The sequence below is a fragment of the Polyangium mundeleinium genome (genome assembly GCF_028369105.1).
GTDB classification, from domain to species: domain Bacteria; phylum Myxococcota_A; class Polyangia; order Polyangiales; family Polyangiaceae; genus Polyangium; species Polyangium mundeleinium.
The window spans coordinates 2,730,359-2,742,657 of record NZ_JAQNDO010000001.1; the positions used below are offsets into that span (position 1 = coordinate 2,730,359).

Consider the following 12,299-nt stretch of genomic DNA (forward strand, 5'->3'; position numbering starts at 1 on the left):
GCGTTCAGCGTTCGCCTTGCATCCTCTCCGGCGCCGCGAGCTTGCCTTCGAGCAGGGCGCGCAGGACGTCCGAGGAGAGGTCCCAGCGCACACGCACGGCGCGATCGACACGCTCGATCCGCATCTCCTCGAAGAGCGCGGCGTAGCGGCTGCCCTGTCCACCCTCGCGCAGCGCGCGGAGCAGGTTCTCGGCTTTGCCGGCGGCTTGCCCCGTGCCGGCCGTGACCTCGGCGTCGACACGCAAGGCGTCGCCGACCATCACCGCGCTCGCGCGGGCGCGCTCGAGGCCGCCGATGATCGACGCGATGGAAGGGAAGCGCCGTTCGAGCGAAGGCGGCAGGCGGCGCGCGCGTAGGTCCGCGCTGACGAGGCCCTCGGCTGCGGGATCCCGGCGGCGCTCGTCCGGGCCCTTCAGGAGCACGCGCTCGACGCTGTCCACCTCGACCGGCGTGACGAACACGATCATGCGATCGGCGAACGTGTGGATCCGCGCGGTCGTGGCGCGGCCGAGGGGCCCTGTGCGCTCCCAGCTCCGGATGTCGTCCGCGATCGGAGGATCGACGAGGCGGAACTGCTTGGGATCGGGCCGCACGTCCTCCACGTCGCCTTCGATGACGAGCACACGATCCCCGGCCTCGGCGTCCGCGGCGCGCAGGCCGATCCATACGACCTTGGCGCGCGCGATCGCCTGCGAGACGAGCGCCTCCTCGCTGCCGCTCTCCTCCTCGACGCGCGCGGAGAGCACGTCCGCCAAGGGGCCGAGCTGCGCGCGCATGCGGCCGAGGTCGACGCGCAGCACGAGATCGAGATCGGCAGGGAAGAGCTCGGCCGGATCGAGGACGTCGCGTTTGCCCCGCGCCGGTGCCTTTGGAGCCGGTACCTCGCCGCCGCACGCCGCCGTACCGAAGGCGAGCGCGCCGAGGCCGAGCACGAAAGCGCGGCGGAAAACCTCAGCCGGCGCGCTCGCGCGCTTCGACGACAAGCGCCATCTCCTCGACGAGCTCGGCGACGTCCCTGTGGCTCGAGTCGACGACGATCGCGTCGTCGGCCTGCCGAAGCGGCGCCACGGGGCGCTCCGTGTCGGCTTTGTCGCGGCGCTCGACGTCCGCGAACGTGTCCTCGTAGGTGGCGGACTTGCCCTGCGCGACGAGCTCCTCGTAACGCCTGCGCGCACGGACCTCGGGGGAGGCGGTCAGGAAAAACTTCACCTCCGCGTCCGGGAAGACGACCGTGCCGATGTCGCGACCTTCGAGCACGACGCCGCCCTCGGCGCCTTGGCCGCGCTGCATGTCGAGCAGCGCGGCGCGCACCGCGGGAACAGCCGAGACACGGCTCGCGCCGAGGCTCACCTCGGGCGAGCGGATCGCCGCCGAGACATCCTCGCCGTCGAGCAGGACCCGCATGCCGCTGCCGCCGCCCGTCGCGCCCTCGGCGCGCTCGATGAGCATGCGCTTGCGGGCCACGAGATCCTCGGCGAGCGCGCCGAGCGTCTCTCGATCATCCCAGCGGATCGGCCCACGCACGGCCGCGAGCGCGACCGTGCGGTAAAGCGCGCCCGTGTCGAGGAGCAGGTAGCCGAGCCGCTCCGCGAGCCTGCGCGCGACCGTGCTCTTGCCCGCGCCGGCCGGCCCGTCGATCGCGACGCGTACGGCCCTCCGCCCTCCGCTGCTCATGGAGTCCCTCCGCCCGACTCCACCTCGATCCGCGCCCCGAGCGCGCGCATCGTACCGACGAACCGCGGGAAGCTCGTCGCGATGTTGTCGGCGTCGCGCACGCGCGTGGGCCCGTCCGCGAGGAGGCCGAGCACACACGATGTCATCGCGATGCGGTGATCGCCGCCGCTCTCGATGTCTGCGGCCTTGAGCTTGCCTTCCGGCTGTCCCTCGACGGCGAGCCCGTCCGGACGCTCCTCGCACGTCACGCCGAACGCGCGCAGCACGCGCGCCATCATCGCGATCCGATCGCTCTCCTTCACGCGGAGCTCGGCCGCGTCCTCGATGAGTGTCGTGCCATGCGCGCGCGCCGCCAGCGCACACAGGATCGGCACCTCGTCGATCGTCCGCGCCACGAGCTCCCCGCCGAGCCTCCCTTGCCGCAGATCGGACGCGCTGGCGTGCAGGTCGCCGATCGGCTCGCCCATCTCCTCGCCCTTCGGCTCGAGGACGAGCGAGCCGCCCATGTCGCGCAGCACCTTGATCTCGCGATACGAGCGGCTCGCGCACGTACGTTGGTCCGTCGGCGTAGAGGCCCGAGAGCAAGATCGCGCTCTTCACCTGCGCGCTCGCGACGGGCATCTCGTACTCGAGGGGCCCGAGCACGTTGGGCTCCGGCAGAGGACCGATCTGGAGCGGCGCCGTAATCTCTCCGACGCGCTTCGGATCGAGCTTGCCCTCGATGCGGCCGCCGCGCAGGCGCAGGGGCCTCGCGACGCGCTCCATCGGCCTTCGCGTGAGCGACTCGTCGCCGACGAGCACGGTGGCGAAGCGTTGCGCGGCGAGCACGCCGGCGAGCAGGCGCATCGTCGTGCCCGAGTTGCCGCAGTCGATGGGCGCGCTCGGCGCGCGCAGTCCGTAGAGGCCCTTGCCTCCGACGAGCAGCGTCTCGTTCTGCTCCTCAGCGGTGATGCCCATCGCGCGGAGCGCAGCGAGCGTGGACATGTTGTCTGCGCCGAGCGCGCCGCCTTCGATGCGGCCGAGGCCTCGCTGCCGCGCCCAGGCGACGTAGTCGCGGGGAAATACCGGATCCTGCGGATCCTCGGCGCTGGGGGGATGGGGGTCGTCGTGGAGGCGGAGCACGCGAACCTCCGGCAGCGCGTCGCGCTCAAGTTCCTGCATCCCAAGGTGGCAGCGAGCGACGTCTCCGTGACGCGGCTCCTCCGCGAGGCGCGGGCCGCGAGCGCGATCAAGAGCGAGCACGTGGCGCGCGTGCTCGACATGGGCACCCTGCCGTGGGGCTCGCCGTTCGTCGTGATGGAATACCTCACAGGAATCGATCTCCGCGGCATGCTCGGCCGCCGCGGCCCGCTGCCCGTCGAGGACGCGGTCGATTACATCCTACAGGCCTGCGAGGCGCTCGCCGAGGCCCATTCCATGGGAATCGTCCACCGCGACATCAAGCCCTCGAACCTCTTTCTCACGAGCCGCGCCGACGGCTCGCCGCTCATCAAGGTCCTCGATTTCGGCATCGCCAAGCTCCTCCGCCCAGGCGGCGCCGCGCAGGCGGAGGACGTCGTGACGCTCACGGGCAATGGATTCGTGGTGGGTTCGCCCCGGTACACCTCGCCCGAGCGGCTGCGGGACCCGACCCACGTCGATCCACGCACTGACCTCTGGTCCCTCGGCATCGTCCTGCACGAGCTGTTGACGGGCCAGAGCCCCTTCGAGGCGAAGACCATTTCTTCGCTGTATTTCCGCATCGCCGCGGACCCGCCCGCGCGGGTGCGGGACGTTCGTCCCGACGTACCGGAGGGGCTCGAAAAGGCGATCCTCCAGTGCTTGCAAAAAGACCCGGACAAACGCACGCCCGACGTGGCCGAGCTCGCCGCGTCGCTCCGGCCTTTTGCGCCCGAGCGCAGCGAGACCAGCGTGCGCCGGGTGATCCGGGTGATCGGCATTCCTCCGGAGAAACTTCCGACGCACGCCGCCACGGCCGGGAGCCGCGACGCCGACGGCTTGCGCGGCCTCCTCTCGACGGCCCTCGTGCCCGCGGCGCTCCGGCGATCCGCGCGCCTTCGCGCGGGGCTCGGTTTGCTCGGCGTGACGCTGCTCGTGGTGGGAGCGCTCGTCGTGTCCTGGGGAGAAACGCCGGACGATCGCGCGCCCTCGCCGGGGCCATCGCGCGCGGCCCCCGAGCGGCCAAAGGAGCCCTCGGTGGTCGTCACGCCGGGCGGTCCGAGCAACCCGTCCGCCCAAGGCGTCGAGGAGCCAGCGGCCCCCGCGCCGAGCTCGGCGGCGAAAGCGCCAAAGGGTGGAACGACTTCGTCTTATCGAACCTCTGGAGCGCCCACAGGGCGCCGCAAAGGAGGGAGCTTCCTTGATCCGCTGGATAGCCGCAAATAAAAGATACGTTCGTCTCGCCAATCGACTTCTTCTCCCAGCGCTCGCCGCGCTCGTCTTCGCCGGCGAGGGGACCGCCCGCGCGGACGGTGACGCCGCTGCGGAGGCAGAGGTCCTCTTCCGCGAGGGCAAGCAGCTCATGGGGGAGAAGCGGTATGCCGAGGCTTGTCCGAAGCTCGCGGAGAGCCATCGGCTCGATCCGGGCGGCGGGACGATCCTGAACCTCGCCCTCTGCCACGAGGCGGAAGGCAAGACCGCCACGGCCTACCGCGAGCTCGGCGAGGCCCTCGCGTGGGCGCGCACGGACGCGAGGCCCGATCGCGCAGAGATCGCCCACGAGCGGCTCGACGCGCTCGAACGCAAGCTCGCGCGGCTCGTGGTGGTGCTCGGGCCGGGCGCGCGCGTCGCGGGCATGGTGATCGAGCGCGACGGGGCGTCGATCTCGGAGGCGTCGCTCGGCGAGCCCGCGCCCGTCGATCCCGGTGAACACGTGGTCGTCGCGACGGCCGAGGGGAGGGCGCCGTTTCGGACGACGGTGCGGGTCGCGCCGGGCGCACGCGTGACCGTGGTGGTGCCCGCGCTCGCGCCGTCGCGCGGGCCCTCGGGCGCGCGCATCGCGGCGCATGTGACCGCGGGGATCTCGCTCGGCGCCCTCGGCGTGGGGACGTTCTTCGGGATCCGCGCGCTCGTGAAGGAGAACGAGGCGCGCGCGCGGTGCCAGGGCACGGTTTGCCCCAACGTGGCGTCGCTCGACGTGGCCGAGGACGGGCGGACGGCCGCGCGGATCGCCGACGTGGCGCTCGGCGTGGGCGCGGTCGGCCTCTTGACGTCCGCGACCCTCTACTGGGTCTCGCGCTCGAAGAGCCCCGAAGATCCACGCGCGTCGATCGTGATCGTGCCGTCCGCGGGAGCGGGCGCGACGTTGCTCCTGGGAGGAACATTTTGAGCACGAAACGAATAGCGACCCCTCCCTTCGCGCGATTCGGTGCGTGGCCACTCCTGCTCGCGGGCCCGATCGGCTGCGAGATCGTAGCGGGGATCGAGCCACGCACGCTCGCGTCGGACGGCTCTGCGGGCGCGTGCGAGGCGAGCACGGGCGTGGGCTTCCCCGACTCGGCCACACGGTTCTGCACCGATGGATCCGACGCGGTCTCGTGTGACGATCCGATCCTCGCGGTGGGCCAGGACGGCCATGTCGTTGGCGTCTTGCCGAGCTACGAGGAGGCTTCGTTCGGGGAGTCCGCGGGCGACGGCGTGCGTGACGAGATCCTCGATCTCGTATGGGAGAGCGAAGCAGCCTCGGAGCCGGTCTCGTGGGAGGAAGCGCGCGCGCGTTGCGAGAAGTCCGGCGGCGGCGCGCGGCTCCCGACGCGCGTGGAGCTCGTCTCGCTCGTGGACTACGGGCGCGACGGGCCCGCGATCAACCCCTCGATGATCTCCGTGCCCACGTGGTCCACGGATCTCTACTGGACCATGACGACGGCGATGGATGGTGTGTGGGCCATCGGGTTCGTCGACGGATCGATGACGTCGCTCGATCGCACGGTCGCGGCGCGCGTCCGTTGTGTCGTGGGTCCTCCGCGCGCGTCGTGCCTCGAAGCGGGCGCGGAGGGGGAGACGCTGATCGACAGGCGCACGGGCTTCGTGTGGCAACGCCTGAGCACGCCGGAGGTGAGCACGTGGCAAGGCGCGCTCGCTTTCTGCGCGTCGCTCTCGATCGGTGGCGCTGACGGCTTCCGGCTCCCGAGCATCAAGGAACTCGTGAGCCTCGGTCACGGCGAGGAGGACGAACCCATGTCCGCGGCGACGCCGTTCCCCGACGGCGAGGGCCGCTTCTGGTCGTCCACGCCCGTCGCCGCTGCGCCGGCGGAAGCATGGCTCGTCGACGGCCTCACGGGCCGCGTCGATCACCAGTCGACGATGGTGAAGGCGCGCGTGCGTTGCGTTCGATGATGCGCGCGGATCAAGCCCAGGCCGAGCCCGCCTCGGGATCGGGCGTGATGCCTTCGAGCGCGCGCCGCGCCTCCTCGGCGTCCCGCGCGATCTGCGCCTTCAGCGCGTCGAGCCCTGAGAAACGTTGCTCCGGACGAATGTGCCGAACGAGGTGCACGCGCAGCCGCGCGCCGTACAGATCCTCGTCCCGATCGAAGACGTGCACTTCGAGGCGCGGGCGCGCCGCCGTGGGATCCACCGTGGGCCGCACGCCGAGGTTTGCGACGCCGCGCCCGAGCATCGTCGCGCCGCGCTCACCCGCTCCTTCCGGGGGCAAACGATCGATCAGCACGGCGTACACGCCGAGCGGTGGGAGCGCCTCCGGCGCGTCGAGGATGTTCGCGGTGGGAAAGCCGATCGTCCGCCCGCGTTTGTCCCCTGCCACCACGGTCCCCGAGAGCGCGTGCCATCGCCCGAGGATGCGCTGCGCCTCGTCGAGATCGCCCCGTGCGATCGCCTCCCTCGCGCGCGTGCTCGACCACGGCCCGCTCGTGTCGCCGACGAGCGCATGGGAGCGCGTCTCGAAGCCGAGCTCCTTGCCGAGCCGCTCGAGCTCGGCGAAATCGCCGGCCCGCTGCGCGCCGAAGCGGAAGTTCTGCCCGACCATCACCACGCGCGCGCCGAGATCGCCGAGCACGCGCTCGGCGAAGTCGCGCGGGCTCTGCGCCGCGAACGCGCGATCGAAGGGGGCCACGGAGACCCGGAGCCCCGGCACGGCGCGCTCGCACAGCGCGATCTTGCGTGCGAGCGGCGTGAGCAGCGGCGGCGCCTTGCGGCCGAGGACCTCGGCCGGGTGTGGATGGAACGTCAGCACCACCGGAGCGAGCCCGCGCTCGTTGGCGATCCGAGCGGCTTCATCCAGGACGGCGCGATGGCCCCTGTGCAGACCGTCGAAATTGCCGATCACGACGAGGGTGCCGCTACGTCCGCTCGTCTCGCCGCGCTGGGAGCCGCTCTGCCGATCCACGATCGCGCTACCTAGTCAAACCCGAGGCGCCGCGCAAAGCCGAGGTCGTGTCATGATGCAATGACCACAAGATCCTTGACGGAAGTAGGGGTGACTGGTAGAGCCGCGCCGCCGTTGACCCTTCGGCGTTCGGGGTTGTCGTGGTCGCTCGGACTGGCCGAGCGTCGACCGAACCCTCGGCAAGCAGGGAGGCTGGCCGATGTTCAAGAGAGTGAGCATCTTCTCGGGGAACGCAAACCCCACGCTCACGCAGGAGATTTGCCAGTGCCTCGAGTTCCCGCTCGGGAAGTGCCGCGTCTCGCGGTTCTCCGACGGGGAGACGTTCTGCGTGATTCAGGAGAACGTCCGTGGCGTGGACACGTACGTCGTACAACCGACGTGCTCGCCGGTGAACGACAGCGTGATGGAGCTGCTCATCATGGTGGACGCGCTTCGGCGCGCCTCCGCGGGCTCCATCACCGCCGTGATTCCGTACTACGGCTACGCCCGGCAGGACCGCAAGGCCGCGCCGCGCACGCCGATCACGGCGAAGCTCGTGGCTGATCTTCTCGTCGCTGCGGGCGTGCACCGCATCGTCGCGCTCGATCTGCACGCGGGCCAGATCCAGGGGTTCTTCAACATCCCCTTCGATCACCTCCACGCGATGCCGGCGTTCCTCGATCAGCACCTTCGCGAGCACTACAGCCGCGACTGCGTGATCGTCTCGCCGGATGCGGGCGGCGTCGAGCGCGCGCGTGCTTACGCGAAGCGCCTCGACGGCACGCTCGCCATCATCGACAAGCGCCGCGAGCGCGCGAACGAGAGCGAGGTGATGAACATCATCGGCGAGGTCGAGGGCAAGCGTTGCCTCATCCTCGACGACATCATCGACACGGCGGGCACGCTGGTGAACGCGGCGAATGCCCTCATGAAGGCGGGCGCGAAGAGCGTCGCTGCCTGCGCCACACACGCCGTGCTTTCGGGCCCGGCGCTGTCGCGCATCATGGAGTCGCCGCTCGCCGAGGTCATCGTCTCCAACTCGATCCCGCTCTCCGAGGAAGCCAAGGCGTGCGGGAAGTTCAAGGTCGTCAGCGTGGCGCGCCTGCTCGCGGAGGCCATCCGCCGGATCCACCACTCGGATTCGGTGAGCTCCCTCTTCGTCTAGTCGTGTCCTCGCCTCGCGTTCGTCGTTTCGTGTCCCTCAGCGCCTGGACAATCGCGCAGTTTCCTCTCAGGCTTGCGGCTTCGCCTCGGAGGATCGTCGGAATCGGCGCACAACCCGATCGATCTCTGCTATAGCGCCGCGTCTCGGATCGGAACCGGAGAGTCGTCCCATGATGGAAATCATCAAGCTCAGCGCCACCCTTCGTCAGGAAAGCGGAAAGGGCCCGTCGAACAGGCTCCGCCGCACGGGGAACATCCCTGCCATCTGCTACGGCAAGGGCCTCGAAGCGTTCCCGGTTGCCGTTTCTCCGAAGGCCCTCCTCGAGGTGCTGAAGTCGGCGCACGGGAAGAACTCGGTCATCGAGCTGGCCGTCGAGGGCAGCGACAAGCTCACCGTCATGGTGCGCGATTACGGCTACCACCCGATCTCGCGTGAGCTCGTCCACGCAGACTTCCTGCAGGTCAAGCTCGACCAGCCGGTCGACGTCGAGGTGCCCGTTCGTTGCGTCGGCAAGTCGAAGGGCGTCGCGGGCGGCGGCATCCTCCAGCAGATCTTCCGCAACCTGCCCATCCGCTGCCTGCCCGAGAAGATCCCGGCGCTCGTCGAGATCGACATCAGCGAGCTCGACCTCGGTGACACGGTGAAGGCGGGCGCGGTTCCGCTCCCCGAGGGCGTGAAGACGCGCCTGCCCGAGGATCAGACGGTCGTCGTCGTGGCCATTCCCGAGAAGGGTGAGGAAGGCGCGGCTGCGGCTCCGGGCGCTCCGGGCGCTCCGGCGGCGGCGGCTCCTGCGGCCGGCGCGAAGGGCGCGGCGCCCGCGGCGAAGGCTGCGGCTCCCGCGGCCAAGGGCGCGGCTCCCGCGGCGAAGGCTGCGGCTCCCGCCAAGGACGCCAAGAAGAAGTAGTTTCAGCTCAAACGGTCCGAGCGATCCGCCCCGCGGCATGATCTCCGAACGAGGTCGTTCCGCGGGGCACGCTCGTCTTCGGGCCTCGACTTCCTCGTCATGCTGCTCGTCGTCGGCCTGGGCAACCCGGGCGAGAAATACGCGTCGCACCGGCACAACGTCGGCTTCATGGCCGTCGAAGCGCTCGCGGCGCGCGCTCGCGCCGATGCCTTTCGCGAGAAGTTCTCGGGCATGTGGTCGCGCGCGACGCTCGGGGACGAGCCGGGCGTGCTCCTTCAGCCGATGACGTACATGAACGAGTCGGGCCGCAGCGTGCAGCCCGCCCTCGCATTCTTCAAGATCGCCCCGAAGGAGCTCGTGGTGATCCACGACGAGCTCGACCTTCCGTTCGGGGACGTCCGGCTCAAGTTCGGCGGCGGACACGCCGGGCACAACGGACTGCGTTCCATCATGTCCCACGTCGGCACGGGCGATTTCGCGCGCGTCCGCGTGGGCGTCGGGCGACCGCCGGCGGGGTTTCGCGGGGAGGTGGCGGACTACGTGCTGTCGCCGTTCGACGCGGTCGAACGCTCGCGCCTGCCCGACATCTTGAAGCTCGTGACGGATTCTGTGCTAGAAGTCGCGACCCGCGGCCTCGACGCCGCGATGAACGTTCGAAACAGCCGGCCAAAAGCCGGCAAGAAGCAAGCGAAGGAGCGGAGCGAGGCGCGCACGTCGCCCGAGCCCGCGAACGCGAAAACGGCGGAGGACAAACCGTCGGTTTCGCCTGGCGAAAAACGCGAGGGACAGTAATCCGGACGTTTTCCGCACCTTACGTGAGGCACGAACGCTGGTTTGTCCGTATGGAACACCAGCGGGCGCGCCGTCCTCGCTCCGGGGCACGACGTCTCCGGGGCCATCGTCCAAGAGGAGAAGCATGAGTCGACTCGTGACGGCGCCGAACCGCGCCAGAGAATACGAAACGATCTATATCCTGCGACCCGACATCGACGCGGACTCCGCCGAGCGTGTCGGCTCGCGCCTGTCCGACGTGATCGGCCGTGAGCAAGGTCGGCTGACCAAGGTCGAGAACTGGGGCCGCCGCCGGCTCGCCTACGACATCCGCAAGAACCGTCGTGGCGTGTACATCTACCTCAAGTACCTCGGTACGGGCCGCGTGGTCTCCGAGATCGAGCGCAACCTGCGCTTGATGGACAGCGTGATCAAGTACCAGACCGTCCTCGTCCGCAACGACGTGGAGGTCGCGGCGATCGCGATCGCCGATGAGGACGTGAAGTTCGAGCGTGTCGAGCTGCCGCCGATCGAGGAGGAGCGCGACGAGTCGAGGGAGCGTCAGCTCGGCCTGATCGAGCCGGAGCGTCGTCAGGAGCGGACCAGCGAGGCGCCAGCTTCGGGCGAGTTCGACGACCTCGAGGGCGAGGCGGACATGACCGGCACCGAGGAAGAGGGAGGCTGAGCCATGAATCAACGAGGAATGGATTCGGGCAGCCGCAACATGGACATGGACGACCGCGATTTCGGGCGGACGCCGGATCTGAACGCCGACGCCCCCGGACGCCGCCGCACCGGTCGCAAGCGCGTCTGCCGTTACTGCGCCGACAAGGCGCTCTTCATCGACTACAAGGACCCGCAGGCGCTCAAGTACTTCATCTCGGAGCGCGGCAAGGTCGTCCCGCGCCGCATCAGCGGCAACTGCGCGCGGCATCAGCGCAAGGTCACGCTCGCCATCAAGCGGGCGCGTAACATCGCGCTCTTGCCGTTCACCGTGACGGCGTAACGAGGAGGACGTCATGGCCAACTACATTCACGTGGTCCTGACCGAGGACCTCCCCAACGTCGGCAAGAGCGGCGAGCTCGTGCGTGTTCGCCCGGGCTACGCTCGTAACTTCCTCGTCCCCCGCGGCCTCGCTGTCGGCGCGACGGCGGAGAACGTCGCTCGCATCGAGCACGAGAAGAAGGTCGCCGAGACGCGCGCGGTGAAGAGCAAGAAGGCAGCCGAGGAGCTCGCGCAGAAGCTCGCGAACGTGAAGCTCACGATCACGAAGCCTGTCGGCGAGGGTGATCGGCTTTACGGCTCGGTGACCTCGCGCGACATCGAAGAGGCGCTCGCGGCGCAGGGATTCACCGTGGATCGTCGTCGCATCGAGCTCGACACGATCAAGGCGCTCGGCACCTACCAGGTTCCGGTTCGCCTCGCGACGTCCGTTACCGCGACGATCGACGTCACGGTCGCGGCGAAGTCCTGATCCCACGAGGAGCAGGCGTTGGCCCGGATCGAACGGCGAAGAGCCGATCGGTCCGGGCCTTCGTTCATTTGACGTCGAACGATCGCACTTCGAGCGTTCTCCGCGCGACCTCGTTGCCGCGCAGGATCGCGCGTTCGATCGTCGCGTGATCCCCCAGCGCCGAGCGCCCCTCGCGCGCGAGCACCGAGAGCAGCCCCGCGACGAACGCGTCTCCCGCGCCGATCGTGCTCTCCACCGCGAGCGCCGGGCCGCCTGCGTGTACCTCGCCGAAGGGTCCGAGCGCGCGTGTCTTCGCCGCGCCGAACGTCGCGACCACGATCGCCTCGGGATGGAGCACGGGCGCGAGATCCCGCGGATCCGACGCGCCGAGCAGGCGCAGATCGTCCTCGCTCACCTTGAGCACGTCGACCTTACCGAGGAGCCTCCGCGGATCCGCGCGCCCGAGCGCGCCATCGGCCCACAGCCGAGGCCGTAGGTTTGCGTCCAGCGTGACGAGCGCTCCCTCGCGCTGCGCGTGACGCGCTGCTCGCTCGAGCGCGAGCAGGCATGCGCGTGAGGGCAGGAGCCCGGAGACGTGGACGACGCTTGCGCCGAAGGAGCGCGGCAAGGCGTCACGCAGGGCGAGCGCTTCTTCCTGCACGGCGCGATACGCCACGGCGCGCGTCGGCGCGTGGGTCAGGAACACGAGCCCTGTGCGGGTCGACTTGGTGGCACGCATGCGTGACACATCGACCCCGCGTCGCGACAGGTGTGCCACGAGCGCGTGCCCGACCGGATCGTCTCCCACGGGCGCCACAATCCCTGCGCGCAGGCCGAGCTGTGCCAGCGTGAGCGCCACGTTCACTGCGCCGCCGCCCGGCGTGAGAGAGAGCTGCGTCGCATCGTCGAGCGACGTGCCTTGGGGCGTGGAGAGGTCCCATAGTGCCTCACCCACACACACCACGTCGGCGGATGTCGCCGTTTCCTCGTGATCGTCTTGCCGATCCGGGTA

The 12,299-nt window shown here is 69.9% G+C and carries 14 protein-coding genes and 1 pseudogene; 9 read left to right on the top strand and 6 right to left on the bottom strand.

What is annotated here, in order from left to right; all coding sequences use genetic code 11:
• Positions 1 to 4 precede the first annotated feature (4 nt).
• The 4 genes and pseudogenes from POL67_RS11095 to POL67_RS53530 all read right to left on the bottom strand — a co-directional run.
• On the bottom strand, positions 5 to 982 hold the full coding sequence (locus tag POL67_RS11095) for a hypothetical protein (RefSeq protein WP_271917224.1): 978 nt from the start codon (positions 980 to 982) through the stop codon (positions 5 to 7).
• Positions 951 to 1,673 (bottom strand): (d)CMP kinase, encoded by a 723-nt coding sequence (gene cmk, locus POL67_RS11100; RefSeq protein ID WP_271930790.1) that lies wholly within the window; start codon positions 1,671 to 1,673, stop codon positions 951 to 953. The genes POL67_RS11095 and cmk overlap by 32 nt, the downstream gene beginning before the upstream one ends.
• Positions 1,670 to 2,191, bottom strand: coding sequence for a carboxyvinyltransferase (locus POL67_RS11105; RefSeq protein ID WP_271917225.1), 522 nt, complete (start codon positions 2,189 to 2,191; stop codon positions 1,670 to 1,672). The genes cmk and POL67_RS11105 overlap by 4 nt, the downstream gene beginning before the upstream one ends.
• Positions 2,192 to 2,264: 73 nt before the next feature.
• Positions 2,265 to 2,834, bottom strand: a pseudogene (locus POL67_RS53530) (carboxyvinyltransferase); the annotation flags it as partial.
• Here POL67_RS53530 and POL67_RS11115 point away from each other — a divergent pair.
• From POL67_RS11115 to POL67_RS11125, 3 genes are read left to right on the top strand one after another with little or no spacing between them, the layout of a single operon-like run.
• Positions 2,745 to 4,058 (top strand): serine/threonine-protein kinase, encoded by a 1,314-nt coding sequence (locus POL67_RS11115; protein WP_271930792.1) that lies wholly within the window; start codon positions 2,745 to 2,747, stop codon positions 4,056 to 4,058. The pseudogene POL67_RS53530 and the gene POL67_RS11115 overlap by 90 nt on opposite strands.
• Positions 4,033 to 5,001 carry a hypothetical protein gene (locus POL67_RS11120; protein WP_271917226.1) on the top strand — a complete coding sequence of 323 codons (969 nt, stop codon included), beginning with the start codon at positions 4,033 to 4,035 and terminating at the stop codon, positions 4,999 to 5,001. Before POL67_RS11115 ends, POL67_RS11120 begins: the two co-directional genes overlap by 26 nt.
• The gene (locus POL67_RS11125; protein ID WP_271917227.1) at positions 4,998 to 6,008 is read left to right on the top strand and encodes an Lcl C-terminal domain-containing protein; all 1,011 of its coding nucleotides are present in this window, start codon (positions 4,998 to 5,000) and stop codon (positions 6,006 to 6,008) included. Before POL67_RS11120 ends, POL67_RS11125 begins: the two co-directional genes overlap by 4 nt.
• A gap of 10 nt (positions 6,009 to 6,018) precedes the next feature.
• Here the strand turns inward: POL67_RS11125 and ribF are convergent, their stop codons facing one another.
• Positions 6,019 to 7,014, bottom strand: coding sequence for a riboflavin biosynthesis protein RibF (gene ribF / locus POL67_RS11130; RefSeq protein WP_271917228.1), 996 nt, complete (start codon positions 7,012 to 7,014; stop codon positions 6,019 to 6,021).
• 199 nt (positions 7,015 to 7,213) lie between these two features.
• On the opposite strand from ribF, the gene POL67_RS11135 reads away from it, so the two are divergent.
• The 6 genes from POL67_RS11135 to rplI all read left to right on the top strand — a co-directional run bounded on the left by POL67_RS11135 (position 7,214) and on the right by rplI (position 11,308).
• Positions 7,214 to 8,158, top strand: coding sequence for a ribose-phosphate pyrophosphokinase (locus POL67_RS11135; protein WP_136929512.1), 945 nt, complete (start codon positions 7,214 to 7,216; stop codon positions 8,156 to 8,158).
• A gap of 169 nt (positions 8,159 to 8,327) precedes the next feature.
• Positions 8,328 to 9,062, top strand: a complete 735-nt coding sequence (locus POL67_RS11140; RefSeq protein WP_271917229.1) for a 50S ribosomal protein L25 — start codon at positions 8,328 to 8,330, stop codon at positions 9,060 to 9,062.
• A gap of 99 nt (positions 9,063 to 9,161) precedes the next feature.
• Positions 9,162 to 9,854 carry an aminoacyl-tRNA hydrolase gene (gene pth, locus POL67_RS11145; protein ID WP_271917230.1) on the top strand — a complete coding sequence of 231 codons (693 nt, stop codon included), beginning with the start codon at positions 9,162 to 9,164 and terminating at the stop codon, positions 9,852 to 9,854.
• A 124-nt stretch (positions 9,855 to 9,978) separates the two neighbouring features.
• Entirely contained in the window at positions 9,979 to 10,518 is a 540-nt protein-coding gene (gene rpsF / locus POL67_RS11150; protein ID WP_271917231.1) for a 30S ribosomal protein S6, read from the top strand.
• Positions 10,519 to 10,521: 3 nt separating this feature from the next.
• Positions 10,522 to 10,839, top strand: a complete 318-nt coding sequence (rpsR, locus tag POL67_RS11155; RefSeq protein ID WP_136929515.1) for a 30S ribosomal protein S18 — start codon at positions 10,522 to 10,524, stop codon at positions 10,837 to 10,839.
• A gap of 13 nt (positions 10,840 to 10,852) precedes the next feature.
• Positions 10,853 to 11,308 (top strand): 50S ribosomal protein L9, encoded by a 456-nt coding sequence (rplI, locus tag POL67_RS11160; protein WP_276075574.1) that lies wholly within the window; start codon positions 10,853 to 10,855, stop codon positions 11,306 to 11,308.
• A gap of 64 nt (positions 11,309 to 11,372) precedes the next feature.
• Here the strand turns inward: rplI and POL67_RS11165 are convergent, their stop codons facing one another.
• Positions 11,373 to 12,242, bottom strand: a complete 870-nt coding sequence (locus POL67_RS11165) for a carbohydrate kinase family protein (protein ID WP_271930797.1) — start codon at positions 12,240 to 12,242, stop codon at positions 11,373 to 11,375.
• Between the last annotated feature and the right edge of the window lie 57 nt (positions 12,243 to 12,299).